Annotated in this window: 22 protein-coding genes; 7 read left to right on the top strand and 15 right to left on the bottom strand. The window is 62.5% G+C overall.

Translation table 11 applies throughout. The features are described from left to right. Positions 1-79 precede the first annotated feature (79 nt). A complete protein-coding gene (locus tag AC1RZR_RS20140) occupies positions 80-538 on the top strand; it encodes a YqfO family protein (protein ID WP_481825730.1) in 459 nt (152 codons plus the stop codon). Between the two features lie 154 nt (positions 539-692). After that, on the top strand, positions 693-860 hold the full coding sequence (gene rpmG / locus AC1RZR_RS20135; protein WP_006201775.1) for a 50S ribosomal protein L33: 168 nt from the start codon (positions 693-695) through the stop codon (positions 858-860). Positions 861-932: 72 nt separating this feature from the next. On the opposite strand, the gene AC1RZR_RS20130 is transcribed toward rpmG, so the two are convergent. The 9 genes from AC1RZR_RS20130 to AC1RZR_RS20090 form a co-directional block, all read right to left on the bottom strand. Continuing rightward, complete coding sequence (locus AC1RZR_RS20130) at positions 933-2,000, bottom strand: ABC transporter ATP-binding protein (protein WP_481825729.1); 1,068 nt, start codon at positions 1,998-2,000, stop codon at positions 933-935. A 4-nt stretch (positions 2,001-2,004) separates the two neighbouring features. Further along, entirely contained in the window at positions 2,005-2,853 is an 849-nt protein-coding gene (locus AC1RZR_RS20125) for a carbohydrate ABC transporter permease (protein ID WP_477277334.1), read from the bottom strand. Then, positions 2,853-3,776 carry a carbohydrate ABC transporter permease gene (locus AC1RZR_RS20120; protein ID WP_477277336.1) on the bottom strand — a complete coding sequence of 308 codons (924 nt, stop codon included), beginning with the start codon at positions 3,774-3,776 and terminating at the stop codon, positions 2,853-2,855. The genes AC1RZR_RS20125 and AC1RZR_RS20120 overlap by 1 nt, the downstream gene beginning before the upstream one ends. 236 nt (positions 3,777-4,012) lie before the next feature. Next, a complete protein-coding gene (locus tag AC1RZR_RS20115; protein ID WP_481825728.1) occupies positions 4,013-5,290 on the bottom strand; it encodes an ABC transporter substrate-binding protein in 1,278 nt (425 codons plus the stop codon). Between the two features lie 29 nt (positions 5,291-5,319). Continuing rightward, complete coding sequence (locus tag AC1RZR_RS20110; RefSeq protein ID WP_477277340.1) at positions 5,320-6,507, bottom strand: PLP-dependent transferase; 1,188 nt, start codon at positions 6,505-6,507, stop codon at positions 5,320-5,322. Further along, the gene (locus AC1RZR_RS20105; protein WP_477277342.1) at positions 6,504-7,238 is read right to left on the bottom strand and encodes a FadR/GntR family transcriptional regulator; all 735 of its coding nucleotides are present in this window, start codon (positions 7,236-7,238) and stop codon (positions 6,504-6,506) included. The genes AC1RZR_RS20110 and AC1RZR_RS20105 overlap by 4 nt, the downstream gene beginning before the upstream one ends. Positions 7,239-7,369: 131 nt before the next feature. Then, positions 7,370-8,851, bottom strand: coding sequence for an FAD-dependent monooxygenase (locus AC1RZR_RS20100; protein WP_477277343.1), 1,482 nt, complete (start codon positions 8,849-8,851; stop codon positions 7,370-7,372). A 554-nt stretch (positions 8,852-9,405) separates the two neighbouring features. Further along, positions 9,406-10,779, bottom strand: coding sequence for a PleD family two-component system response regulator (locus AC1RZR_RS20095; RefSeq protein WP_477277345.1), 1,374 nt, complete (start codon positions 10,777-10,779; stop codon positions 9,406-9,408). Between the two features lie 33 nt (positions 10,780-10,812). Next, entirely contained in the window at positions 10,813-11,169 is a 357-nt protein-coding gene (locus tag AC1RZR_RS20090) for a response regulator (protein ID WP_281035958.1), read from the bottom strand. A gap of 239 nt (positions 11,170-11,408) precedes the next feature. Between AC1RZR_RS20090 and AC1RZR_RS20085 the strand changes: the two genes are divergently transcribed. Together AC1RZR_RS20085 and AC1RZR_RS20080 are read left to right on the top strand one after the other, a co-directional pair. Then, positions 11,409-11,708 carry a DUF3572 domain-containing protein gene (locus tag AC1RZR_RS20085; protein ID WP_481825727.1) on the top strand — a complete coding sequence of 100 codons (300 nt, stop codon included), beginning with the start codon at positions 11,409-11,411 and terminating at the stop codon, positions 11,706-11,708. Beyond that, a complete protein-coding gene (locus tag AC1RZR_RS20080; RefSeq protein WP_477277350.1) occupies positions 11,705-12,358 on the top strand; it encodes a hypothetical protein in 654 nt (217 codons plus the stop codon). Before AC1RZR_RS20085 ends, AC1RZR_RS20080 begins: the two co-directional genes overlap by 4 nt. A 10-nt stretch (positions 12,359-12,368) precedes the next feature. Here the strand turns inward: AC1RZR_RS20080 and AC1RZR_RS20075 are convergent, their stop codons facing one another. Together AC1RZR_RS20075 and AC1RZR_RS20070 are read right to left on the bottom strand one after the other, a co-directional pair. Further along, positions 12,369-13,901 carry a hypothetical protein gene (locus tag AC1RZR_RS20075; protein WP_481825726.1) on the bottom strand — a complete coding sequence of 511 codons (1,533 nt, stop codon included), beginning with the start codon at positions 13,899-13,901 and terminating at the stop codon, positions 12,369-12,371. 184 nt (positions 13,902-14,085) lie between these two features. Then, the gene (locus AC1RZR_RS20070; protein WP_481825725.1) at positions 14,086-14,661 is read right to left on the bottom strand and encodes a GNAT family N-acetyltransferase; all 576 of its coding nucleotides are present in this window, start codon (positions 14,659-14,661) and stop codon (positions 14,086-14,088) included. Positions 14,662-14,726: 65 nt separating this feature from the next. Between AC1RZR_RS20070 and AC1RZR_RS20065 the strand changes: the two genes are divergently transcribed. Next, positions 14,727-16,055, top strand: coding sequence for a DNA polymerase IV (locus AC1RZR_RS20065; RefSeq protein WP_481825724.1), 1,329 nt, complete (start codon positions 14,727-14,729; stop codon positions 16,053-16,055). A gap of 136 nt (positions 16,056-16,191) precedes the next feature. On the opposite strand, the gene AC1RZR_RS20060 is transcribed toward AC1RZR_RS20065, so the two are convergent. Further along, on the bottom strand, positions 16,192-16,698 hold the full coding sequence (locus AC1RZR_RS20060) for a hypothetical protein (protein WP_481825723.1): 507 nt from the start codon (positions 16,696-16,698) through the stop codon (positions 16,192-16,194). 201 nt (positions 16,699-16,899) lie between these two features. Between AC1RZR_RS20060 and AC1RZR_RS20055 the strand changes: the two genes are divergently transcribed. Then, positions 16,900-17,781 (top strand): DMT family transporter, encoded by an 882-nt coding sequence (locus AC1RZR_RS20055; RefSeq protein ID WP_481825722.1) that lies wholly within the window; start codon positions 16,900-16,902, stop codon positions 17,779-17,781. Between the two features lie 140 nt (positions 17,782-17,921). Continuing rightward, positions 17,922-18,383 (top strand): hypothetical protein, encoded by a 462-nt coding sequence (locus AC1RZR_RS20050; protein ID WP_481825721.1) that lies wholly within the window; start codon positions 17,922-17,924, stop codon positions 18,381-18,383. A gap of 42 nt (positions 18,384-18,425) precedes the next feature. Here the strand turns inward: AC1RZR_RS20050 and AC1RZR_RS20045 are convergent, their stop codons facing one another. The 3 genes from AC1RZR_RS20045 to AC1RZR_RS20035 form a co-directional block, all read right to left on the bottom strand. Further along, the gene (locus AC1RZR_RS20045) at positions 18,426-19,229 is read right to left on the bottom strand and encodes a potassium channel family protein (protein ID WP_481825720.1); all 804 of its coding nucleotides are present in this window, start codon (positions 19,227-19,229) and stop codon (positions 18,426-18,428) included. Positions 19,230-19,296: 67 nt separating this feature from the next. After that, positions 19,297-22,824, bottom strand: coding sequence for a DNA polymerase III subunit alpha (gene dnaE, locus AC1RZR_RS20040; RefSeq protein ID WP_481825719.1), 3,528 nt, complete (start codon positions 22,822-22,824; stop codon positions 19,297-19,299). Positions 22,825-22,937: 113 nt separating this feature from the next. Further along, entirely contained in the window at positions 22,938-24,950 is a 2,013-nt protein-coding gene (locus AC1RZR_RS20035; RefSeq protein ID WP_481825718.1) for an acetyl-CoA carboxylase biotin carboxylase subunit, read from the bottom strand. Positions 24,951-25,148: the final 198 nt, after the last annotated feature.

Here is a 25,148-nt window from a genome sequence, read left to right as displayed (position 1 = left end):
TGCGATGACAGGCTGCTGACAGAACCATGTCAGCAGCCCCTAAGGTTGCCTCAAAACACCTGAAGTTGAGGATACTTTGATGATCGACAGCGGCTTTGAAACCACCTCGTTGCGAATGACACTGCTCCTGCTCGTGACCTTCCAGGCGCCGGCCGCCGACGTCGACCGCATCATGGACGCGGTGGTGGCGATAGCGCCGCTGGCGATGGGCAAATATGACCGCAACGCCTATCAGTCGGCGCATGGCATCGAACGCTACAGGCCGCTTGACGGTGCGGCCGCCGGCGCCGAAACCGAACTGCGGCGACGCCCCGGCACGGTGGAGGTTTCGTTCGAACTGCCCGACGACCAGGCGCTGGCCGCACGCGTCGTCGAGGCGATTTTCCAGGCGCACTCCTACCAGGAGCCGGTGATCCGCATTCAGCCGATCCTGGCCAGCCGTTCCAAGGGGCTGGACGACCGCGCCAATCCGAATCGCTGGTGGAACTCGACCGGAGACTGGAAGAAGGTTGCGGTATCCGCGGCGGAAATCGCATGATTTGAAGCAATAGGCCGGCTCCGCTGGGCCAACGAGGGACTGCCGGGCTTGACTTTCCAGGCACGTTCTTTATGTGTCGCGCCAAGTTTCCCGCGTCCGGGTGTTTTCCCGTGCTCCAGCGGCCAAAACCCCACGAACATAACGGACTGAGATCATGGCCAAAGCCGCAAACATCAAGATCAAGCTTCTGTCGACCGCCGACACCGGTTTCTTCTACGTGACCAGCAAGAACAGCCGTACCAAGACCGACAAGCTGTCGTTCCGCAAGTACGACCCGGTCGCCAAGAAGCACGTCGAATTCAAGGAAACCAAGATCAAGTAATCTGGTTTCTCCGAAAATGCCAAATCGCCGCCCATTGGGCGGCGTTTTTGTTTCATGGTTGGCCGCAGGCCCTTATCCGATGCGATCACCGCTTTTCGGATCGAACAGATGCAGCGACGCCGGAGCGGCCGACAATCGCACCATGTCGCCGGGCTTCACGCCGGCACGGCCCATGGCAAAGACGCAGAGCTGCTGGCCGGCCAGCTTGACGTAGAACTGCGTCGAAAGCCCGAGCGGCTCCACCACCCCAACCTCGCCCTGCAGTGCGCCGTCATCCGCCAGCCTGATGTGCTCGGGCCGCAGGCCGATGGTGATGACGTCACCGTCCTTCAGCGGCATTCCGTCCGGCAGGCGCAGCGCCTGACCATCGGCCAGCACAGCCACCAACGTATCGCCCTTTCGAACCGCCGCCGGCAGGAAATTCATGCCCGGTGAGCCGATGAAGCCGGCGACGAACATGTTGGTCGGATGGTCATAGAGATCCAGCGGCGCGCCGACCTGCTGGATCAGCCCGTCATGCATGACGACGATGCGGTCGGCCATGGTCATCGCCTCGATCTGGTCGTGGGTGACGTAGACCGAGGTGGTCTTCAGCTGCTGGTGCAACGCCTTGATCTCGGCGCGCATATGGACGCGCAGCTTGGCGTCGAGGTTCGACAGCGGTTCATCGAACAGAAACACCTTGGGATCCCGCACGATGGCGCGGCCCATGGCGACGCGCTGGCGTTGGCCGCCGGACAGTTGGCGCGGCAGGCGTTGCAGGAAAGTTTCGAGCCCGAGCCGCTTGGCGGCACCGTCCACCCGGGTGTCGATCGCCGACTTAGCAGCCTTCTTCAGCATCAGGCTGAAACCCATGTTCTTCGACACATCCATATGCGGATAGAGCGCGTAGGACTGGAACACCATGGCGATGTCGCGATCCTTCGGCGCGACATCGTTGACCAGCCGCTCGCCGATGCGGATCTCGCCGCCGGAAGCCTCCTCCAGGCCGGCGATCATGCGCAAAAGCGTGGACTTGCCGCAGCCTGACGGGCCGACCAGGACGACGAACTCGCCGTCGGCGATCTCAAGGTCGACCGCGTGCAGGACGCGGACTGAGCCATAATCCTTGCGGACCTTTTCGAGCGTAACAGAGGCCATCGATCTATCCTTTGACGGCGCCAGCGGTCAGGCCGGTGACGAGATAGCGTTGCAGGAAGGCGAAGAAGATGCAGACCGGGATCAGCGCCAGGATCGACGCCGCCATCATCTGCCCCCAGTCGACGGCGAATTTGCCGATGAAGGTGAGCAGGCCGACCGCGAAGGTCTTCTGGTCGTCACTGGATATCAGCATCAGCGCGAAAAGGAGCTCGCTCCAGGCGGCGGTGAAGACGAAGCCCAGCGTCGCTCCCATGCCGGGCAGCGTCAGCGGCACAATCACCTTGCGCATTGCCTGCGCGCGCGTACAGCCGTCGATCATCGCAGCCTCTTCCAGGTCCTTCGGGATGCCGTCGAAGAAGGACTGCATCAGAAAGGTGGCGAAGGCGGTGTTGAAGGCGGTGTAGATGATGATCAGCCCGGTCAGGCTGTTGATCAGGCCGATCTGCCCCATGACGCGGTAGATCGGCGGAATGACCATCACCAGCGGAAAGGTCTGGGTCAGCAGCAACATCAGCGCCAGCGCCGCCTTGCCGCGAAAGGTGAAGCGCGACATGGCATAGCCGGCGAGCGTGGCAATCACCGTCACCAGTCCCGCCGTCGAGACCGAGACGATGACGCTGTTGAGGAAATAGCGCGGGAAATCGGTGGCTTCGAGCACGGTGACGAAGTTCTGCAACGTCATGTGCGACGGCCAGAAGGTGATGCCTTCGGAATAGAGAAGCCGCTCCGGCGTGACCGAGATCTTCAGCGTCCAGTAGATCGGGAACAGGGCGAATATCACATAGGCGGCGATAGCGGCGTAGAGGCCGATGCCGCCGAAAAACCGCTGCGAGGCTGAGCGTCCTGCGATCATCAGACGTGCCTCACCAGGGAGCGGCGGATGCCGATCAGCGCGATCGCATAGGCAATGAGCAGGACGAGCAGCAGCACGGCCACCGCCGAGGCATAGCCCTTGTCCAGCGATTTGAAGGCGCTGACATAGATGTAGACCGGCACCGTGTTGGTCGAGCCGGCAGGCCCGCCCTCGGTCATGACGAAGATCAGGTCGGCGAAGGTGGCGATCCAGATGGTGCGCAACATCACGGTGATGGCAATGGTCGGCGCCAGGAACGGCAGCGTCACTTTAGTGAAGCGCTGCCATGGCGAAGCGCCGTCGATCGCCGCCGCCTCATGCAATTCCGACGGGATCGACTTCAGCGCCGCCAGCAGTGTGATGGCGAAGAACGGAATGCCGAACCAGATATTGGCGACGATCGGCCCCCACATGGCGGTTGAAGGATCGGACAGAACATTTGTCGGTTCGGCCTTCAGCCCCAGCGCGAAAAGCCAGTGCGGCAGCGGACCGATGATCGGATTGAACAGCCAGGCCCAGGTCAGACCCGACAGGAAGGAGGGCACCGCCCAGGGCAGGAACACCAGGGCCTGCACCACCTTGCGGCCCGGAAATGGCTTGTCGAGCAGCAGGGCCAGGCCGAGACCGAGGAAGAACTGGAAGAACAGGCTGGCGACAGTCCACCACAGCGTGTTGACCAACGCCTGCCCCAGCACCTGATCCGACAGCATCGCCTGATATTGTCCGAGCCCGACATATTCCGACTTGAAGGCCGAGAACTTGCGGAAGGAGTAGCTGATGCCGATCACCAGCGGCACCAGAAGCACGACGACCAGAAGGAGGATGGCCGGGCTGAGATAGAGCCAGGGTTCGATAGCGCCATGTGATAGCCACCTGCGGCGCGGCTTGCTGGCGGATCGTATTTCGGACACGGCATAGGTCATTGGCTGTGGATTGGCTCCAGGAAGCGTTGGGGCTGGTGAAAAGCGCCGTTCTCCCGTTCACGGGAGTTGAGGAGCGGTCCGCGCAGCGGACGAAAAGCCAATTGCTTGGCTTTTCGAGCGACGAAAGCTGGCAGGCGGATGAGAGGCAGCGCTAACTTGGCGGAAGCCTGTGCCGCCCCTCATCCGGCCCTATCGGGGCATCCTTCTCCTGGCAAAACGGGGAGAAGGATGAAGAGCTATTTCTTGTTCTTCGCCAACCAGTCCTGCTGTTCCTTGGTCAGGAAGGCAGCCCATTGGTCGGCGACGTCCTTGGCCGTCTTCTGACCAAGCAGCACTTCCTGGAAGTTCTTAATCGCCACCTGGTCGACGAAATTGCCGAGATTCTCCAGATGCGTCGGCGGCGTCACCATTTCATATTTGGAGGTGTCGCTCAGCTCCGTGAACCAGCCCTTGAACTGCTCGGTCTTGAAGTGAGTGTCCTGGTCGGCGCCGTTGTGGATCGGGACGACGCCGACTTCCTTGGCCCATTCCAGATTGTCCTTGGGCGAGAGCAGCGTTGCCATCAGCTTCCAGGCGTCGTCCTTGTGCTGCGAGTTGGCGAACATCGCCCAGCCGGCATAGCCGAGGGTCGGATAGGACTTGCCGCTCGGGCCGACCGGCAAGGGCGCCACGGCGAAGTCGTCGGCGCTCATCTTGTCGGCGATACCGAGCAGCGCGTCCGGATCCTGGTTGAGCATGGCGCAGGTGCCGGAGTAGAAGCCGGTGACCGTCTCGTTGAAGCCCCAGCTCACCGCATCCTTCGGCGCCAGGCCGCCCTTGTACATGTCGGCCAGCATCTGTAGGCCCTTCACCGAGCCTTCGTCATTGATGGTCGAGGTGCCGTCCTCGTTGAAATAGCCGCCCTTGCCGGCGGCGATGTTCATGAACATGTGCATGCCGTTGAAGGCGCCCGGACCGCCGCGCAGGCAGTAGCCATATTTGCCGGGCAGTGCCGAGATCTTCTTGGAATCGGCGACGAAATCGTCGAGCGTCGCCGGCGGGCCGTCGAGGCCAGCCTCCTTGAACAGCTTCTTGTTCCAGAACAGCGCGTTCACATAATAGCCGTAGGGGATCATGAACTGGGTGTTGTTGACCGTCGAGCCGAACTGCTTGGCGCGCTCGCCGAGCGTCTTGGCGTCGTCCCATTTGGCCATGTAGGGGCCGAGATCCTCGAGTTGGGCGTTGTTGGCATAGAGGCCCATCCAGCGTTCCGGCATCTCGACAATGTCGGGCGTATCGCCGGCCTGCACCATGGTCAGGAATTTTTCGAAAGCCTGGCCCCAGGGCAGCGAGATCAGCTCGACCTTGATGCCGGGATTGGCGGTTTCGAACTCGGCGATTTGTTTCTTCAGGAATTCGGTGCGCGGCGGGCTGGTGATGACTTCGACCATCTTGAGGGTCGAATTGGCCACAGCACTTCCGGCGGAAATCGCCAGCCCCGCAACGGTGGCAAGCATGACGGTCAGTTTTTTCATGTTCAAGACTCCCATTTTGAACCCGCTTGTTATTTTCTGGCTTTTTCGAAGGCTTGGGCGACGTCCGCCCAGAGATCTTCGACACTCTCCAATCCGACATTGAAGCGGATGGTTCGGGGGCTGACGCCGAAGCGCGCCATCGAATTCAGTCCCGGCGTCTGCTCCAGCGACGCCTTGGCAGGCACGACCAGGCTTTCATGCCCGCCCCAGCTGACGCCGATGCGGAAATATTTGAGCGCATCGACGAAGACGGGGATGTCGATGTCGTCCGTCACCTCGAACGAGAACAGCCCGGCGTAACCGGCCAACGTCGCCTTGCCGGGATGGTTCGAATAGGCGGGATGGTTGACGCGCTCGACATTGGCATGCGCCTTCAACCGTTCGGCGATGGTCATGCCGCTCTTCATGTGGTGCGGCAGGCGCAGCGGCAGCGTGCGCAGGCCGCGCAGCAGCAGCCAGGCCTCGAACGGCGACAGCTTGCCGCCGAGATAGGAGTACGTCTGCTCGTTGATATGCTTGATGTGAGCGGCCGAACCCGCCACGACGCCGGCGACGGTGTCGCTGTGGCCGCCGAGATATTTCGAGGCCGAGTGCAGCACCAAGTCGACGCCGTGCGCGATCGGCTTCTGGAACACCGGCGTCGCCCAGGAATTGTCGATGCTGGTGACGATGCCCTGCTCTTTGGCCAACCGCGTCAGATGTGCGATGTCCTGCAACTCGAACATCATCGAGGTGGGGCTTTCCAGGTATAGCAACTTGGCGCCGGGAAGTGCCGCCGCCACCGCGTCCGGATCGGAGCCATCGACGTAGTCGACCTTGATGTTGAGCCGCGGCAACAGTCGTTCGAACAGCCGGTAGGCATCGCCGTAGCAGTTCCGCACCGCCACGATGCGCTCGCCGGCGCCAACGAACGCAAGCACGGTGGCGCTGATCGCCGCCATGCCGCTGGAAAAGCCGCGCGCGGCCTCAGCGCCCTCGAGCGCGGCCACCCGCGCCTCGAACTCCATCACCGTCGGATTGTCGCCGCGCGAATAGATCGGCTGCTTTCGTTTACCGGCAAAAGTGTCGGCCATTTCGGCATAGCTGGCGAAAGTGAACAGCGAGGTCTGGTAGATCGGCGGCACCACCGCACCGCCCGGGAATGGCTCGTCATGCGCCAAGAGCGTTGCCGCCTCGGCGAGATAGTCGTGATCGAAACCGGATGGATGCTCGTTCATGTCTGGCTCGAAAGTTTGAGTTTGGCCGCACCGCGCTTCAGATCGTCCTCGACGGTGGCGATCAGCTTGAGCGCTTCGGCGCGGGCGCCCTGCGGGTCCCGGGCGGCGATGCATTCGTAGATGGTGCGGTGGTAGGGAAAGCTGGCATGGCCGAAGTCGCGCACGCCGAGTGGATGCTCCCAGAAGCGGTGGAACAGCTCGTGCATGGCGGCGATGATCTGCTCGAACAGCGGATTGCCCGAGACCCGGTATATCGCCTGGTGGAACTCCCAGTCCTCTTCCGACGACATGCCGTCGCGCGTGCGAAACGCCTGCTCCATGATGTCGAGCTTGCGCGCGATCTCGGCGATGTCGGTCTGGCTGGCGCGTTCGGCGCAGAGTGCGGCGGCCTCCGCCTCCAGCGCGCGGCGGATTTCCAGTGTCTGCATCAGGCTGGTGAAATCATTGCCGCCCGCCAGCGTCAGCGGCATATGCAGCATGTCGTGCGAAACGGCCGCCTTGAGATAGGTGCCGCTGCCTTGCCGGCGCTCGACGAGACCGAGCCCTTCCCAACGAGTCAGCGCCTCGCGCACGGTGTTGCGGCTGACCTTCAGCCGCTCGGCCAGAATACGCTCGGTTGGCAGCCGCTCGCCAGGCTGCAAGGCTTCGGCGCGAACAAACCCCACCAACGCCTTCAGCACGGCGTCATCGCGCGCCGTCGTCTGAATGGGTGGCAGGCTGTTCTGGTCCACAAATCCTCCAAGTGGTCCAATGGTCCAACCAATTTCTGCACATGCGGAACATCCTGTCAATCGGTTGTCAGCAGACTTTTCCACCGTGAGTTACGACGCGATGCAATTTCAACAGGTTACGTGAGCCGGCCTCATTGTGCCCGCGGCCCCGCGGCGGGCCGTCCGAACCAGGCGGTCAGCGCCTCGGCAAGTCCCGGATGCGTTCCATCCCCTACCCAGGCTACATATCCGTCGGGCCGGACCAACACGGCGGCCGGTGCCTCGACCACACCGAGGGCCGGAAGCTCCCACGCACCGGAATACACGGCGTCGACCTGCCGGACCCGATCCGCCCACGGCGCGATGTCGAAATCACCGGCGTTTCTAAGGTTGAGGAAAACCGGCCGGGCGTCGTGCAGCAAGGTGAAGACGCGCAGCGGACCATCGGCCGTCACAAGGTCGAGGTCGGGCATTCGCCGTCCGAGCAGTGGATGCCCCTCGCCGAAGTCGTAATGGACACCCAGCCCGGACATTTCAGCGGCCATTCGTTTGCGCGGTTCGTCCATGCCGAGTAGCTCGGAAAGGATATCGCCCATGGCCTTGCTGCGGTCGTCCATACGCCGAAGCGCAACCTGCGCCATCGTGTTCTGCAAGACACGGGCAGCGACCGGGTAGCGCTCGGCGTGGTACGTATCCAGCAGGCTTTCCGGCGATGTCCGCTTGACCACCTGGGCCAGCTTCCACCCCAGGTTCACTGCATCCTGCACGCCGATGTTGAGGCCCTGCCCGCCCATCGGCGGGTGGATGTGCGCCGCATCGCCCGCCAGCAGCACGCGCCTGTCGCGGTAAGTCGCAGCTTGCCGCGTCATGTCGGTGAAGCGCGAGAGCCAGGTCGGACTGTGGACCCCGTAGTCGGTGCCGTAGACGGCAACCAACGCCTCGCTGAGGTCGCGCAGCGTGGGTTCGCCGCTGGTCATCAATCGCGGCTCGGTCAAAACGACGCCTACCCGTCCGCCCTCCTCGATTTTACCTAAGGCATGAATGCCGAAGGCGTTGCTGCGAAAGCCCCATGCCGGCTCCTCCGACATCTCGACCTCGGCGATCATCCAGCTCATCGTCGGATCCCATCCGGCGAATTCGATACCAGCCACCTTGCGAATGGTGCTGCGGCCTCCGTCGCAGCCGACCAGATATTTCGCCTGCAAACGGTGGTCGTTGGACAGGTCGATATCGACCCGGCTGTTGTTCTGGGTAAACCCCGCAACCTCGTGTCCACGATAGATCGGCACCTTCAACTCGCTGACCCATTCGGCCAGGATGCGCTCGATGTGGTTCTGCCGCAGCGCCAACAGATAGTTGTGCCGGGTTGGGAAGTCGCTGATATCCAAACGGATCATGTGGAAGCCCAAGGCCGGGCCCAACTGGCCCTGCTCGAGGAACCGATCGGCAATCCCGCGCTGGTCGAGCATCTCGATGGTTCGGGCATGCAGGCCGCCGGCGCGCAGGCCGGCAAGCCTCTGGTCGGGCCGTCGTTCGACAATGGCGACGTCGACCCCTGCCAACGCCAGTTCGCCCGCCAGCATCAATCCCGTCGGACCGCCCCCGGCGATCACCACCGCATGATCTGAAATCATTATCGCAACTCTCGTTTTGCGTACCCTGGCCTGGGTCGCGGTTCTACGGGAGGAGCCGGGTCTTGCCGCAAGCCCCTTGTGCGCCATATGTATGAAATGGAGGGGTACCATTCCCCTCCATTGTCGGCTGCCACAAACAGGCCTGTCACGCAGTAACAGGCGATGCGGTATGCCTATCGCCGTCGCAGTCCCAAAAACGATATCCGGATTTTAAGCGCAAAAACGCAGAAGTCTTCCGTGCCTTGGCACGGAGCTCTGATGTCCTTTTGGAAAGGTGGGGGCCGGTCGGCGGTTGGCAGCGGTACGAGGAGGCCACTATGTGCCAGCGCCGGCCGGCCGACCCCACGGACCCAGGAGATGCGGCGGACCTGAGCATCATGGGGTATTCTGGAGATCGAACCGGTTGTCTACCCTCGTGCCGGCTTCGTCTTGACCAGCACACTTGCGCAAGAGCTTATGAAAATCAACCATTTCTTAACCAAGGCTCGGGAATCGCTTGGATTAAGGTAAACGGGTAACCCTATCGGGTTGACTGGATAATCTTGTCTGGACGGTCACGCCGCCTTGGCGACGACGCGGTTGCGGCCGCCGCTCTTGGCCTCGTAGAGCGCGAGGTCGGCGCGTTTCATAAGCGCCCCCACCGTGTCCACCCCCTTCAGCACCGACGACACGCCGACGCTGACGGTGACCTCGATCGTCTTGCCATCCGGGCCGATGGCAAAAGGCGACTGGGCGATTTCGGCGCGGATGCGTTCGGCCACCTTCTCGGCCACCGTGCCGTCGGTGTCCGGCATCACCACGACGAACTCCTCGCCGCCAAAGCGGCAGGCAAGGTCGATGCCGCGGACATTCTTGCGCAGCCGTCGCGCAAATTCCCGCAACACCTCGTCGCCACCGTCATGGCCGTGAGCGTCGTTGATCGACTTGAAGCGGTCGAGGTCGGTGATCATCACCGACAGCGGCCGCCGCCGCGCCACGGCACGATCAAACAGCGTCTGCAGATGGCTGTCGAGATAGCGGCGGTTGTGCAGCCCGGTCAGCCCGTCGGTCACCGCCATTTCGATGGTCTGGGTAACGCTGGCGCGTAGCTGGTCGTTGTAGCGCTTGCGGCGCACCTGGGTGCGCAACCGTGCCGTCAGTTCCTGCTGGTCGATCGGCCGCATCAGATAGTCGTTGATGCCCAGCTCGAGGCCACGGATGATGCGCTCTTCCTCGCCCGCCTCCGCCAGCAGGATAATCGGGACGAAACGGGTGCGGTCGAGAGAGCGCAACTGCGAACAGAGCCGGAGTGGATCGAAATTGGCAAAGGCCGTCGAGATCATCACGCATTCGTAGGACGTCTCGGCGGCCTGGAAGAAGCCGGCATGCGGATCGCTGGTGACGTCGAGGTCTGCGCGGTCGCGCAGCATCTTCTGGATGCGCTCGACCGAGGATGTGCGCTCATCGATCAACAGCACTTTCGGCGTCGTGTCGTCGGAGGCGAAATTGCGGCTCAGAAGCTCTTCGATGCCGATGTTGCGCGTCGTCGAGGCGCGCAGCCGCAACTCGTCGGTCAGCGACTTCAGCCGGACCAGGCTCTTGACGCGCGTCATCAGCTGCAGGTCGTTGACCGGCTTGGTCAGAAAATCATCGGCACCGGCCTCGAGCCCGCGCACGCGGTCGGAAACCTGGTCCAGCGCGGTGATCATCACCACCGGAATGTGCGATGTCGCCGGGTCGCTCTTCAGCCGCCGGCAGACCTCGAAGCCGTCCATGTCGGGCATCATCACGTCGAGCAGCACGACATCGACCTTGCCGTTCTCGCAGGTCTCGATGGCATCCGGCCCGTTGGTGGCGGTCAGCACCTCGAAATATTCGGCCAGCAGCCGAACCTCCAGCAGCCGCACATTGGCAGGGATATCGTCGACGACGAGGATCCGTGCAGTCATGTCACAAAGCTCCGGCTCGGCTTAAAGGGCACATCACGCATCACCCAAATAGGATTTGATGGTTTCTATGAAACGCGGCACCGAGATCGGCTTGGATATATAAGCCTCGCAGCCACCCTGGCGGATGCGTTCCTCGTCGCCTTTCATCGCGAATGCGGTGACCGCGATGACCGGGATGACGTGCAGTTCGTCATCCTCCTTCAGCCATTTGGTCACCTCCAGCCCCGAAACTTCAGGCAGCTGGATATCCATCAGGATGAGATCAGGCCGGTGCAGGCGCGCCAGATCAAGCGCTTCCAAACCGTTGCGGGTGCGCACGGTCTCGTAACCGCTTGCTTCGATGAGGTCCCGAAAGAGCTTCATGTTGAGCTCATTGTCCTCGACGATCATGACCTTCTTCGGCATCGATATCCCGTCCCGACCGCCTTCCGCTCGAAGGCGACCGTAATGCGTCCAGCTCAAGACGCACCAAACCCTGCTTCACTTTACGGCAATATGATTGACGAAACGGAAATCCACAGTGCGAAAAGCCTGTCTGGATTCCACCTCGGGCGCCGCTCTAATGGCTTGCCGCAAGCATCTCTTGCCATTACTGCGGGAGAGACTCATTCCACACACCGAAGGTAGTGATGGCAAACGCAGCGTCAATGCGCGAAGAAGCGGAAAACATTGCCGTCAGGGCTCTGGGCTTCGTCGCCTCCGATCCGGAGCTGTTGCCGCGCTTTCTGGCGATCACCGGCATCGAGGCGCATTCGATCCGCAAGGCTGCCAGCGAACCGGGATTCCTGGCCGGCGTCCTGCAGTTCATTCTCGCCCACGAGCCGACGCTGATGCGCTTTGCCGAGGAAACCGGCACGCCGCCGGCCGCTGTCGGCAAGGCCTTGCGGGCACTGCCGCTGGGCGACGACAACCATGAGCATTCCATATGAGCGATGACCCCGAAACCGCGCGCCAGATCGAGGAACTGGCAGCCGACGACCGTCCGCTGCTGGTGCTCGACGTCGACGACGTCGTGCTCGAATTCATCCGCCCCTTCCCGCATTTCCTCAAGGCGCGCGGTTTCGGCCTGACGTTGGCCTCGTTCCGCCTGACCGGCAACATCGCCGAGACGGCGAGCGGTCGCCTGATCGAACAGCCCGAAGTCACGGCACTTCTGGGCGATTTCTTTGACGCCCAAGCCGACTGGCAGAGCATCACCGACGGCGCCGCGGACGCCCTGGCGGGACTGGGCGATCGCGCCGAGATTATTCTGCTGACGGCCATGCCGCACAGGCACCGCGCCGTGCGGCGCGCTCATCTTGATGCTCTCGGGCTGAGCTACCCGCTTCTGACCACTGAAATGGCCAAGGGACCGGCGGTGGCCAGGCTTCGCGGCAAGACCGGCAGGCCGGTGGTCTTCGTCGACGACCAGCCTCACAATCTGGCGTCAGTGAGGGAATCGGTCGCCGACGCCAGTCTGTTCCATCTGATGGCCGACAATTCGCTGCGCGCCTTCCTGACGCCGGTGCCGGACGACATCGTCGTCGTCGAGGATTGGCATGAAGCCGCGCCACTGATCGCGGGCGCGCTCGGATTGTAGAAGCCAGCCCTCAAGGGTTCAGTTTCGCTCCCGCCCCGCCGCTATCGGCCCCACTGTCATCGTCCCCGCCCTCATCATCGACGCTATCGTCCACGGCCGGATCGGCCGGCTTGACCATGACGCCGTTGACCATCACCGAACCGTCGGCCTTGGCGTTGACGACCCATTCGATGCGTCCATCGGGCAGCGTCTTGCCAAAGCCCTTTACCATGAGAGCGACAGGTACGTACTGCGCCACCTCCGGTTCCGACTTCGCCGCCGCCTGCAGGCCGTCGACAAGCTTGTCGAAGCCGGTGACATCGACCGTCATGCTTGCCTCCGGCTTTTCGCCGGGGAAAGTCATCTCACCTTCCAGAGCGATCTCCGTGTCCTTGTTCTTCACGGTGCTGTGGCCGACGACGACCTTCGGCGTCTTGGCCATGAAGTCGGCTTTGAGCTTGTCGCCGAAATCAGCCGACAGCGGCGGATCCTGATTGAGATCAAAGGCTTCGATCGCCTTCTTCGCCATACTGTCGAGATCGATGTTGGCGCCGCCGAAGTTCAGGTCGATGTCGGTGGGCAGCAGCGCCACACTCCAGCTCGGCAGAAGCTGCTGCGGCACGGTCAGCCCCGATGCCTTGATGCCATAGGTGATCTTGCCGTTCTGGGCGACGCCGTCGGACCCGAACGCAGTGCTGAGCTGCGTCGCGCCGAAATTGCCGACCGGGCTTTCCACCGCGAAATCCTTGAAGCCGTAGGTTCCCTCGACATGTTCCCAAACCGGCAAGGCGGCAAGCAGAAGCGATTTGAGCTGCGCCTGGTTTGCCTTCAGCGTCGCCTCGTCTTCATTGGCCACGGCAAATGCGAGGAGATCGAGCAGCGGCTTGGTCCGCATCCCCTTGCCGCTGGCCTCGACCGACAGTTCCGGCGATTTGACGTTGACCGGGAATTTCAACCCGCTCTCGGGATCGTCGAAATTGATCGTTTCGACGAAGTTCGACACCTTTTGCGAGGTTGTGAAATCGACGCCGCCAGTCGCGGACTTGGTCGCGGCGATCGTCGCAGTGGCGCCCCCTGCGCTTGCTTCCACGTGCTGCTTGGCATCCTTCGATGCCATCGTCATGCCGGCCATCGAACTGGTGCCGCTCGTGAAGGCCGCCAGATTGGGGTCGTAGACGCCTGAACCCTTGCCGTCCTTGATCGAAAACTGCGTGCTTTGCAGACCTTCGGGCCCGTTGAACTCGAAGGAGGCGCTTTGCGAAAAATCCATCGAGACATCCCAGGATCCATCGCTGCGCGGCTTGACGATCAGGACATAGGGCGCAACGTCGAATTTGAGCAGCTTCTGCTCGGGCAGTGACCCGACAAGCGCTTTGAAATCAAACACGATCTTGTAGGCATCACCCTCGGCCGAGACCTTCAGGATGCCTTTGTCGAGCGCCTGTTTGCCGACATAGCGGGACAGGTCTTCCGACAATTGCTTCGCACCCGGGCCATCGACGGTCTGGCCGAAAGCAGGCGCGCTCAATGCAAGAAGGAAAGCGAATGGCAGGGCACGGTTCACGTGAATTCTCCGTTTGACCTAATGCTGTCGCCCAAAACTGGACCCCCGGTTTGGGAGAACGACATCCAAAAAACAAAAACCTAAAGCGCATGCGCTTTAGAAGGAACGCTTCATTCGTCTGGTATGAAATTACCGCTGCAACCGCAAGGTGAGATCAACAATGATGCCAAGGCGGAAAAGTTCGTCACAGCACAAGCCGCATCAACGGCCGGCCTGCCTTGCGTTCCACAAGCCGCTCGAAACCGGCCTTCTCGAACACCCGCGACGAGCCGACGAACAACCCGATCGAACGCGAATCGCGGGACAGGTCGATCGGACAGGCTTCAACCATCCGGGCGCCATTCTTGCGGGCGAAATCGATACCGCCTTCGACCAGGCGATGCGTGATGCCCCTGCCGCGCGCCTTGGTGCGGATGAAGAAACAGGAGATCGCCCAGACTGCCGGATCCTTGGCGTCGGCGGCATCGACGGGTGCCGACCCCCTGCCCTGATTGTTCCATTCGGGCACGTCGGCGCGCGGTCCGATCTGCATCCAGCCGACCGCCTTGCCGTCCTCGAATGCCAGCAGGCCGGGCGGCGGGCCAGCTTCGATGCGTGCCTTGATGTGGTCCTTGTTGCGTTCGCGGCTGCTCTCGCGGCGCATCGCCGGCGCCAGCCGGAAATGCGTGCACCAGCAGCCGTAGCAAGCGCCCTGCTTGCCGAAGAGATCCTCGAAATCGGCCCAGAGTTCGGGTGCCAGCGGCGCTATGGTCGTGCTCATGCGTTCTCCCCAGGCCAGCCTTGTCGCTGGCCTTGCACTGTCGTACCATTGCTTCTGTTCTCTTTATGTTCGCAGCGATGGCGGCCCCTGTCAACAATCCCGATCACGGTTTCTGCCGCGACTGCCTGACGTTTCAGCGCAGCCAGACGCGCCGCTGCGAACGCTGCGGCAGCCCCCGGCTGGCGCGCCATCCCGAGCTCTACCGGCTGCATCTCGCCCATATCGACTGCGACGCCTTCTATGCGTCGATCGAAAAGCGCGACAATCCGGCGCTCAAGGACAAGCCGCTGATCATCGGCGGCGGCAAGCGCGGCGTCGTCTCCACCGCTTGCTACATCGCCCGCATCCAGGGCGTGCGCTCGGCAATGCCGATGTTCAAGGCGCTCGAAGCCTGTCCGGAGGCGGTCGTCATCAGCCCCAACATGGAGAAATATGTTCGCGTCGGCCGCGAGGTGCGCGCCATGATGCAGGCGCTGACGCCGCTTGTCGAACCGCTGTCGATCGACGAGGCGTTTCTCGATCTCGCCGGCACCGAACGGCTGCACGGCCTGCCGCCGGCGGTGGTGCTGGCGCGCTTCGCGCTGGCGGTCGAGAAGGAGATCGGCATCACCGTTTCGGCTGGCCTGTCCTACTGCAAGTTCCTTGCCAAGATAGCGTCCGATTTCCGCAAGCCGCGCGGCTACTCGGTCATCGGCGAGGCCGAGGCGGTCGGCTTTCTGGCGGCGCAGCCGGTGACCATGATCTGGGGCGTCGGCAAGGCGTTCAACGCCACGCTGGAACGCGACGGCATCCGCACCATCGGGCAGCTGCAGCAGATGGATCGTGGCGACCTGATGCGCCGTTACGGCACGATGGGCGACCGGCTCTACCACCTTTCGCGCGGCGAGGACGTCCGCCGCGTCGATCCCGACCAGGATGCCAAGAGCGTATCGGCCGAAACCACCTTCGACACCGACATCGCTTCACTCGACGAGCTCGTCGCGGTGTTGAGGGGGCTTTCGGAGAAGGTCTCGGCACGGCTGAAGAAATCCGGCATCGCCGGGCGCACCGTGGTGCTCAAGCTGAAGACCCAGGATTTCAAGCTGCGCACGCGCAACCGGCAGCTCGGCGACCCGACCCGGCTCGCCGATCGCATCTTTCAGACCGGAGTGGAGCTTCTGCGCAAGGAAACCGACGGCACGAAATATCGGCTGCTCGGCATCGGCGTCAGCGACCTCTCGGACGACGACAAGGCCGACCCGCCCGATCTGGTGGACGTTCAGTCGCGCAAACGCGCCATGGCCGAAAGCGCCATCGATGCCCTGCGCGACAAGTTCGGCCGCAAGGCTGTGGAAACCGGCTATACATTCGGCAAGGGCCGTGACGCCCATCCGCCGGAACGGCTTGAGGACTGAGTCATATCAGTCCGAGCCAAGAGTGGTGGGTTTCGAGAACCGGGGGCGGCGCGTACTTTCCGGCGCGTGAGCACCGGAAGCGCAGAAACCAGCCATTTTGAGGCCCACATCATCTGAATATCGACAAACGCCCTGGTCAGGTACGCTGCAGATCGATCCTGCTCGTCACCACGCTCTTGCCGGTTTTCGGGTCGGTGTCGGTGACCGTAAGCCGGATGCCGTTCTCGCCCTTCTTCTCGACCGTCATCCGCGCCTTTCGATCACCGTTGACCTCCTTGGCCCAGCCAATGCCGAGATTGATCGCGTTGCCCGAGCGGCTGCCATTCAGCTGTGCCGGCCCGGTGCGAGACCCGACATAGATGCCATTGTACTTCGCACCCGTGACCTTCAAGTTGGCACTGATGGCCCGCGTTACCAGCACGAGACCGCGGCAGTTGCCATCCAGCGAGAGTGAGGTTGAGGTCGCATTCGACTTGAAGTTGCAGGATACACTAACGTTCGGCACATCGGTGGTTACCTGGACAGTGCCCTTGCCAGCGAAATTGCCATTGAACGACTGCAGAAACTTGGCCTCGTCGGCATGTGCCGTGCCAGCCGCGGCCAACAGACAGCCAGCAAGCCCGAATTGCGCGAATGATCTCATCGAAGCTCTCCTTGTCGATTTGGAAAAGGCAGGACGGCCTGCAAGGCAAGGCACGGCAGCGTCTCCAGGCTCAACGCCTGTTACCGCATCGGGTTCCGATCGCAACATGACTGTCTTGCAACATCCAGGTATCGCGACTGGCCCAGAAGAATGCAGCGGCTAGCAATTGCGGCAAGGGCCCCGGCCTGCGAGATAGCGGGCATGGTCCCTACCCCGTCCATCCCCAAGGCCGCGTTCTGGATGGCACTGTCGATCGCCTCGTTCCTGGCGATGTCGGTCGCCGGCCGCGCCACGACGGCCGAGCTTAACGTCTTCCAGGTGCTGGAACTGCGCTCGGTGATCGGCTTTTTCATTCTTCTGCCGCTGGTGATGATGAGCGGCGGCTTTGCAGCCATGCGAACGCAGCGCCCCATTGCCCACATGGCCCGCAACGTTGTCCATTATACCGGCCAGGCGGCCTGGCTTTACGCGCTGACACTGATCCCGTTGGCGGTGCTGATCTCGATCGAATTCACCACACCGATCTGGACGGCGATCCTGGCGGTGACTTTTCTCGGGGAAAGACTTTCCCGGCCAAGGTTTGCGGCGATCGTGCTGGGACTGATCGGCGTGGTGATCATCGTGCGCCCCGGCGTCGGCTCGGTCGATCCGGGACACCTCGTCGTGCTCGGTGCCGCCGTCTGTTTCGGCATATCGCTGGTGCTGGTCAAGTCGCTGACGCGCACGGACAGCGTCGTGCGCATCATCTTCTGGATGCTGATCATTCAGTCGGCGCTCGGCCTCGTCCCGGCGCTCTATGAGTGGCGCAACCCGCCGCTGGAGCTGTGGCCCTGGATCCTGCTGATCGCCTTCACCGGCATGTCGTCGCATTTCTGCATGGCCCGTGCGCTTGGCTATGCCGACGCCACCGTCATTTCGCCGATGGATTTCCTGCGCGTGCCGCTGTCGGCGCTGATCGGCTGGCTGCTCTACCAGGAGCAGATCGACGCCTTCACCGCCGGTGGCGCGCTGCTGATCCTATTGGGCAATCTGCTCAATCTGCAGCGAAAAGCGCCACAACCGGCGAAGATCGCCGCGTCTTAGAGCATGATCCGGTTCGGAGGAGATTGAGTCGACGAGAATTTCGTGCCCTGATCCGACGTTGCCGCCTTGCAGCTGGGGTGGCGGGATGAGACGCTCCTGGAAACCGAGAGCAAGCGTGAGATGGTGCAACGATGCCTCTTATGATCGTCGCTGTTTTGTTGATGTCGGCGCTGGTAGCCACCGGCAAAGCGGAGGCCGAAGCGGGAACGCACCTTCTCGAGTCGGACAATCCTGCGGCTTCCCGCTATAACCCGACAATTGTGGCGGACTATTCGGCGTCCATGTCGCATTATCGAACAAGTCTGGGCGCGCATTCCGGAACCGGTGGCCTTGTTGTTGGCGATTTCGTTTCCTCGTTGCGCATTCCCTGGACTTGGCGTTCCGATGACGGAAGTACCGTTCGGCGCCTTGGCAACAGCCTGTTCTTGCTCACCGAGGGCGATTGCCTGAGCCGAATGTGCCGCGAGATCCCTTGCAAACAGACGGAGTGGCCCGTGTTCGACTGCCGCGATGGTCACAAGCGCAAGATGGCGGCTCCCGGCCTGACGGGCATCAGCTTCGGCGGCGTCAACTACAGCCAGATAGGTGGCCCGCAGTTTTAAGCGGATAACCGGTGTACTCCGGCGGGATGGGTCTCAAGCCGGTCAATTGCCGTCGTCGGGTATGTTGAGGAGGTGGCCGCAGGCCTTACAATGGACGGCGTCGGGCTCGTGCCGTTGCAGCCCGCATTGCGGACAGGGAAAGAATACCTTGCTGGGACGGAACAGCGCCTGCGCCAACCTGACGAACAGCGAAATGCCGATGATCATGGTGGCGATCGCGGTCAGCTTGCCTGCGATCCCGGGCAGGACGATGTCACCAAAGCCGGTCGTAGTCACGGTAGCGACGGTGAAATAGAGCGCGTCGATATAGTTCTCGAGCCCCGACCCGGTGCGGAAGAAGAAGGTGTAGACGAAGCCGGTGATGACGAACAGGAAGGTCAACAGGTTGATGACCGCCTGGCTTGCCTCGCGCCATTTCTTGACGCCGCGCATCTCGAAATGCCGCCATAACGATCCGCTGCGCGACAGTGACCAAAGTCGCAGGATACGCAGGAAGCCGAGGCTCGCCAGCGCGGTCGGCATCAGTAGCGTCAAGAGGATGAAGGCATCGATCCACGATGTCGGCTGTTTCATCAGCCGCAGCATGTCGTTGGAGGCCAGCAGCCGGGCAATCATGTCGGTGGCGACCAGCGCCGCCACCGCATAGTCGAGCCAGAGGAATGACGGCTTGTCCTGAAGAACCGGCGTCGCGATGAAGAACGCAATGATCGCGAGGTCGATGACAACAGATACCAGTTGGAACCGGAAAGCCGCCGGGGTGCGTCCGTGATAGAGCTTGCGCAGCTTGTCGCGTAACCGCGCCATTGCTGAATTGTCTGGCAACCCGTCCTTGTCCGCCGCTTTCATGACGATTGCGGTGGCGTTCGCGGCAAGAGCCGCGCGGCGGACTGCCGCCGGCCCGCAAGGGCGGGGTTCACACCAGCTCCACTTCGACCACGCCCGGCACGGCACGCATCGCCGAGGCGATCTGCGGTGAGATCCGGTAGCGATTGGGCAGCTCGATCTCGATTTCCCCCTCGCCATCTTCCTTGATCAGCACGAAGCTGACCTGGCCTTCGCCCCTGACCGCAAGCTGGCTGGCCAGCGTGCCGATCGGCGCCGCGTTGCGCACGAAAATACGCAGTGCTTTCTGGATGCGGCTTGCCTCGTCCTCCAGCGATTGCACCGTCTGGATGCGCAGATTGACGCCTTCCGGCCTGTCCTCGGCCGCGACGGTGATGACGACGGAACGACCGGGCTCGAGCAGGTCGCGATACTGCGCCAGTCCTTCGGAAAACAGCACGGCTTCATACTGGCCGGATGTATCGGAAAAGGCCACGACGCCCATCTTGTTGCCGGTGCGCGTCTTGCGCTCCTGCTTGGTGGTGACCGTGCCGGCGAGCCGGCCGGCGGCGGCACCGCGTTTGACGGCCGCCGAAAACTCGGCCCAGTTCTGCACCCGCATCTTCTGCAGGGCCGCCTTGTATTCGTCGAGCGGATGGGCGGAGAGATAGAAGCCGACCACCTGGAATTCACGGTGCAACCGGTCGGCGGCGAGCCACGGGTCCGTCGCCGGCAGATTGAGCGCCTGCGACTGCGCTCCGAGCGAGGCGCCGAAGATATCGTGCTGGCCGGAGACCGCATTCTGCTGCGCCAGCGACGCCAGCCCCATCATCCGCTCCACCCCAGCCATCATCGAAGCGCGGTCATGGCCGAAACAGTCGAGCGCGCCGGCCATGATCAGGCTTTCGAAGACACGCTTGCCGACAATCTTGGGATCGACCCGCTCGCAGAAATCGGCGAGGTTCTTGAACGGCTTTTCGCCACGCTGGGCAACGATGTGCTCGACTGCTGCGTCGCCGACGCCTTTTAGGGCGGCCAGCGAATAGTAGATGCGGTTCTCGCCGACCTCGAAGGGACGAAAGCTCGATATCACCGACGGCGCCAGAACCTCGATGCCAAGGCGCAGCGCATCCTGGCGGAAATCGGCAAGCTTGTCGGTGTTGCCCATGTCGAGGGTCATCGAAGCCGCCAGGAACTCGACCGGATAATGCGCCTTGAGATAGGCGGTCTGGTAAGAGACCACCGCATAAGCGGCGGCGTGCGACTTGTTGAAGCCATAGTCGGCGAACTTGGCCAGCAGATCGAAAATGAAGTCGGCTTGCGGCTTGGCGACGCCGCGTTCGACCGCGCCCGAGACGAAGCGCTCGCGCTGCTTGTCCATCTCGGCGCGGATCTTCTTGCCCATGGCGCGGCGCAAAAGATCTGCTTCGCCGAGCGAATAGCCGGCAAGCTCCTGCGCGATCTGCATCACCTGTTCCTGGTAGACGATGACACCCTGCGTCTCTTTCACCAGATGGTCGATCTTGGGATGGATCGACGCCATCTCCTCCTCGCCATGCTTTCTGGCGTTGTAGGTCGGGATGTTCTCCATCGGCCCCGGCCGGTAGAGCGCCACCAGGGCGATGATGTCCTCGATACAGTCGGGCCGCATGCCGATCAGCGCCTTGCGCATGCCGGCACTTTCCACCTGGAACACGCCGACCACTTCGCCGCGCGACAGCATGGCGTAAGTCGCGGGATCGTCGAGCGGGATCGTCGCCAGGTCGATCTCGATGCCGCGGCGCCGGATCAGTTTGACCGCCGTCTCCAGCACCGTCAGCGTCTTCAGGCCGAGGAAGTCGAACTTCACCAGCCCGGCCTGCTCGACATATTTCATGTTGAACTGGGTGACCGGCATATCCGAGCGCGGATCGCGGTACATCGGCACCAGCTCCGACAGCGGCCGGTCGCCGATGACGATGCCGGCGGCGTGTGTCGAAGCGTGGCGGTAGAGGCCCTCCAGTTTCTGCGCCATGTCGAGCAGCGTCTGGACGATCGGCTCCTTCTCGGCCTCTTCGGCAAAGCGCGGCTCGTTGGCGATGGCGTCGGCGAGCTTGACCGGATTGGCCGGGTTCTGCGGCACCATCTTGGAAAGCTTGTCGACCTGGCCGTAGGGCATCTGCAGCACGCGGCCGACGTCGCGCAGCACGGCGCGGGCCTGCAGCGTCCCGAAGGTGATGATCTGGCCGACCTGGTCGCGACCGTATTTCTGCTGGACGTAGCGGATCACCTCCTCGCGGCGATCCTGGCAGAAGTCGATGTCGAAGTCGGGCATCGATACGCGATCGGGATTGAGGAAGCGCTCGAACAGCAGGGAGAAGCGCAACGGGTCGATGTCGGTGATGGTCGTCGAATAGGCGACCAGGGAGCCTGCGCCCGAACCGCGGCCCGGCCCGACCGGAATGCCTTGCGCCTTGGCCCATTTGATGAAGTCGGCAACGATCAGGAAGTAGCCGGGAAACTTCATCTTGGTGATGATGCCGAGCTCGAAATTCAACCGCTCGCGATATTGCTCGACCGTGTAGCCGGCGGTCGGGCCGTGCGCGGCCAGCCGCGCGTCGAGCCCCTCATGCGCCTGGCGTGTCAGTTCGTCGGCTTCCGCCTGCACGGCGGCGTCATTGTCGGCGACGTCGCCGCCGGTGAAGCGCGGCAGTATCGGATTGCGGTTCTTCGGATAGTAGGAACAGCGCAGCGCGATCTCGACCGTGTTGTCGATTGCTTCCGGCAGGTCGGCGAACAGCCTGGCCATATCGGCCTGGCTGCGCAGGAAATTGTCCGGCGACAGCCGCCGGCGGTTGTCGGCGGCAACGACCGAGCCCTCGGCGATCGCGATCAGCGCGTCATGCGCGTCATAATCGTCGCGCGCCGAGAAGAACGCCTCATTGGTGGCGACCAGCGGCAATTCATGGGCATAGGCGAGATCGATCGAGGATTTCTCGATCATTCGATCATAACCGGAAACCCGGTCCAACTCGACATAGAGCCGGTCGCCGAACATCGTCTTGAGGGTCAAAAGCCGTGCCTCGGCTAGATCGCGGCGATCTTCCTTGAGCGCAATGCCGATCGGTCCGCGCGGCCCGCCACTGAGGCAGATCAGCCCGTCACAAAAACCTTCCATCATTTCGGTGGTCAGGTGCACCGCCTCGCCGGGCGGTGTTTCGAGGTAGACGCGGCTGACCAGCCTGACCAGATTGGAATAGCCGGCTTCGGTCGCCGCGATCAGGACGACCGGCCGCATATCCGGACCTTGCCGGCGGCGGTCGCGCTGGCCATCGCTGTTCTCGCCGGAAAAGGCGAGCGCGATCTGGCAGCCGATGATCGGCTGGATGCCGTCCTTCACCGCCTTCTGCGCGAATTCCAGCGCGCCGAACAGATTGTTGGTGTCGGTGACGGCAATCGCCGGGGCTTCATCCTTGACCGCATGAGCCACCACCTTGCCGATCTGCAAGGCGCCCTCCAGCAGCGAATAGGCCGAATGCACGCGCAGATGGACGAAAGGCCGTGTCGGCGCCTCCGGCCGCGCGGCCGCGATCGCGGCTTCGCGCTTCAGGGGATCGCGTGGAAGTTTTTCGTCGGCCATGATGCTGCGCGAAGGTCCTGAGTCGATGGAGATGTATTGTCCGGGACCCGGCGATGCCAGTCCAGCACAAACGACCGCCGACCACAGGCTTGCCCTGCCCTGCCTGGCTCGCCTTACGCAAATTCCATGATCACCGCATCCACCGCCAGGCTATCGCCCGGCTTGGCGTTGAGTTTCGACACGACGAGATCGCGTTCGGCGCGCAGCACGTTTTCCATCTTCATCGCCTCGACCACGGCCAGCGTCTCGCCGGCCTTGACCTCCTGGCCTTCGGACACGGCGATCGACACGACCAGGCCGGGCATCGGACACAGCAGCAGTTTCGACGTGTCCGGCGCCACTTTCTCCGGCATCAGCCTCTCAAGTTCGGCGATACGCGGCAGCATGGCGTGCGCGGTCACCGACATGCCCTTCCAGGCGATGCGAAAGCCATTGGCAACCGGCCTGACCTGAGCGGCGACCTTGCGCTGACCGACCGAGCCGCGCCAGATCAGGTCGCCCGGCCGCCAGTCGGATGAAACGGTCAGCGCCTTGCCGCCCTCGATCGATAGATCGATTTCCATCGGAATGGAAATCATGCCTTCGAGAATGGACGCCGACAGATAGTCTTCGCCGATTTTCACCACCCAGTCGCGCTTCAGCGCTCCTGAATGCGGCGCCAGCCGTCCGCCCAGCCGGTCGAGCCGGTCGCGGCGCAGCAGTTCCACCGCAGTCGCAATCGATGCCAGCACGGCTTTCTCATCGTTGCTCGGTACGATTGGCGCAAAGCCGTCGGGGTATTCCTCCGCGATGAAACCGGTCGATATCACCCCTTCGCGCCAGCGCGGATGCTGCATCAGGGCGGCGAGGAACGGGATGTTGTGTTCGATGCCGTCGACGACGAAACTGTCGAGCGCTTCCGACATGGCGTCGATGGCCGCGAGCCGCGTTGGCGCCCAGGTGCACAGCTTGGCGAGCATCGGATCATAGAACATCGAGATCTCGGAGCCTTCGGTGACGCCGGTGTCGTTGCGGATGACGACGTCGCCGAATTGTCCTTCCTCCGGCGGCCGGTAGCGCGTCAGTCGGCCGATCGAGGGCAGGAAATTGCGGTACGGGTCTTCGGCATACAGTCGGCTTTCCACCGCCCAGCCGTTCAGCTTCACATTACCTTGCTTCAAGGCGAGCTTTTCGCCGGCGGCGACGCGGATCATCTGCTCGACCAGATCGATACCCGTGACGAGCTCCGTCACCGGGTGCTCGACCTGCAATCGTGTATTCATTTCAAGGAAATAGAAGTTCTTGTCCTTGTCGACGATGAACTCGACGGTGCCTGCGCTCTGATAGTCGACTGCCCTGGCCAGCGCCACCGACTGCTCACCCATGGCCTTGCGTGTCCTGGCGTCGAGGAACGGCGATGGCGCCTCTTCGGCGACCTTCTGGTTGCGGCGCTGGATCGAGCATTCGCGTTCGCCGAGATAGACCGCGTTGCCATGCGCGTCGGCCAGCACCTGGATCTCGATATGGCGCGGATCGACGACGAACTTCTCGATGAAGACGCGGTCGTCGCCGAACGAACTCTTGGCTTCCGAGCGCGCCCGGTCGAAACCGTCGCGCACTTCCGACTGGCTCCAGGCTATACGCATGCCCTTGCCGCCGCCGCCGGCCGAGGCCTTGATCATCACGGGATAGCCGATCTCGCCGGCGATCTTCTCGGCATGGTCCGCATTCTCGATGACGCCGAGCCAGCCGGGCACGGTGGAAACCTTGGCGGCCTTGGCGAACTTCTTCGATTCGATCTTGTCGCCCATCGCCCTGATTGCCCGTGGTTTCGGGCCGATGAAGACGATGCCTTCCGCTTCCAGCGCTTCACAGAAGGCCGCCCGCTCGGAGAGGAACCCGTAGCCGGGATGCACGGCTTGCGCACCCGTCTCCTTGCAGGCGGCGATGATCTTCTCTGGCACGAGATAGCTCTGCGCGGCAGGCGAAGGCCCGATATGCACCGCCTCGTCGGCCATTTCGACATGCACGGCATCGCGATCGGCATCGGAATAAACCGCAACCGTGGCGATGCCCATCTTGCGCGCCGTCCTGATGACACGGCAGGCAATCTCGCCGCGATTGGCGATCAGGATCTTGGTGAACATGCGGAATGTCATCCCTCGGGTCGGCCGTTCCTTTTATGGCCTGTGTCGGCGCGGTCAAGCCGGCCGGGTCAATCGCGACCTTTCAATCGATTTGGGATTAAAATTCTCCGTATTGGCCCATGCCTGGAACCAGCTAGCTGTTGATCGCCAAGACAAAACCTGAAAGCTTGCGCAAAAATCGCCTTTGGAGGAATTGCC

It is taken from the genome of Mesorhizobium bavaricum (assembly GCF_056781655.1).
The sequence above is the reverse complement of the archived record's forward strand: the minus strand, read 5'-3'. Positions and strand labels throughout refer to the sequence as shown.

What these genes read in the sequence shown, in the direction of transcription:
- AC1RZR_RS20140 (WP_481825730.1), top strand. Translation starts at nt 80, where the DNA reads ATGATCGACAGCGGCTTTGAAACCACCTCGTTGCGAATGACACTGCTC.
- rpmG (WP_006201775.1), top strand. Translation starts at nt 693, where the DNA reads ATGGCCAAAGCCGCAAACATCAAGATCAAGCTTCTGTCGACCGCCGAC.
- AC1RZR_RS20130 (WP_481825729.1), bottom strand. Translation starts at nt 2,000, where the DNA reads ATGGCCTCTGTTACGCTCGAAAAGGTCCGCAAGGATTATGGCTCAGTC.
- AC1RZR_RS20125 (WP_477277334.1), bottom strand. Translation starts at nt 2,853, where the DNA reads ATGATCGCAGGACGCTCAGCCTCGCAGCGGTTTTTCGGCGGCATCGGC.
- AC1RZR_RS20120 (WP_477277336.1), bottom strand. Translation starts at nt 3,776, where the DNA reads ATGACCTATGCCGTGTCCGAAATACGATCCGCCAGCAAGCCGCGCCGC.
- AC1RZR_RS20115 (WP_481825728.1), bottom strand. Translation starts at nt 5,290, where the DNA reads ATGAAAAAACTGACCGTCATGCTTGCCACCGTTGCGGGGCTGGCGATT.
- AC1RZR_RS20110 (WP_477277340.1), bottom strand. Translation starts at nt 6,507, where the DNA reads ATGAACGAGCATCCATCCGGTTTCGATCACGACTATCTCGCCGAGGCG.
- AC1RZR_RS20100 (WP_477277343.1), bottom strand. Translation starts at nt 8,851, where the DNA reads ATGATTTCAGATCATGCGGTGGTGATCGCCGGGGGCGGTCCGACGGGA.
- AC1RZR_RS20095 (WP_477277345.1), bottom strand. Translation starts at nt 10,779, where the DNA reads ATGACTGCACGGATCCTCGTCGTCGACGATATCCCTGCCAATGTGCGG.
- AC1RZR_RS20090 (WP_281035958.1), bottom strand. Translation starts at nt 11,169, where the DNA reads ATGATCGTCGAGGACAATGAGCTCAACATGAAGCTCTTTCGGGACCTC.
- AC1RZR_RS20085 (WP_481825727.1), top strand. Translation starts at nt 11,409, where the DNA reads ATGGCAAACGCAGCGTCAATGCGCGAAGAAGCGGAAAACATTGCCGTC.
- AC1RZR_RS20080 (WP_477277350.1), top strand. Translation starts at nt 11,705, where the DNA reads ATGAGCGATGACCCCGAAACCGCGCGCCAGATCGAGGAACTGGCAGCC.
- AC1RZR_RS20070 (WP_481825725.1), bottom strand. Translation starts at nt 14,661, where the DNA reads ATGAGCACGACCATAGCGCCGCTGGCACCCGAACTCTGGGCCGATTTC.
- AC1RZR_RS20065 (WP_481825724.1), top strand. Translation starts at nt 14,727, where the DNA reads ATGTTCGCAGCGATGGCGGCCCCTGTCAACAATCCCGATCACGGTTTC.
- AC1RZR_RS20060 (WP_481825723.1), bottom strand. Translation starts at nt 16,698, where the DNA reads ATGAGATCATTCGCGCAATTCGGGCTTGCTGGCTGTCTGTTGGCCGCG.
- AC1RZR_RS20055 (WP_481825722.1), top strand. Translation starts at nt 16,900, where the DNA reads ATGGTCCCTACCCCGTCCATCCCCAAGGCCGCGTTCTGGATGGCACTG.
- AC1RZR_RS20050 (WP_481825721.1), top strand. Translation starts at nt 17,922, where the DNA reads ATGATCGTCGCTGTTTTGTTGATGTCGGCGCTGGTAGCCACCGGCAAA.
- AC1RZR_RS20045 (WP_481825720.1), bottom strand. Translation starts at nt 19,229, where the DNA reads ATGAAAGCGGCGGACAAGGACGGGTTGCCAGACAATTCAGCAATGGCG.
- dnaE (WP_481825719.1), bottom strand. Translation starts at nt 22,824, where the DNA reads ATGGCCGACGAAAAACTTCCACGCGATCCCCTGAAGCGCGAAGCCGCG.
- AC1RZR_RS20035 (WP_481825718.1), bottom strand. Translation starts at nt 24,950, where the DNA reads ATGTTCACCAAGATCCTGATCGCCAATCGCGGCGAGATTGCCTGCCGT.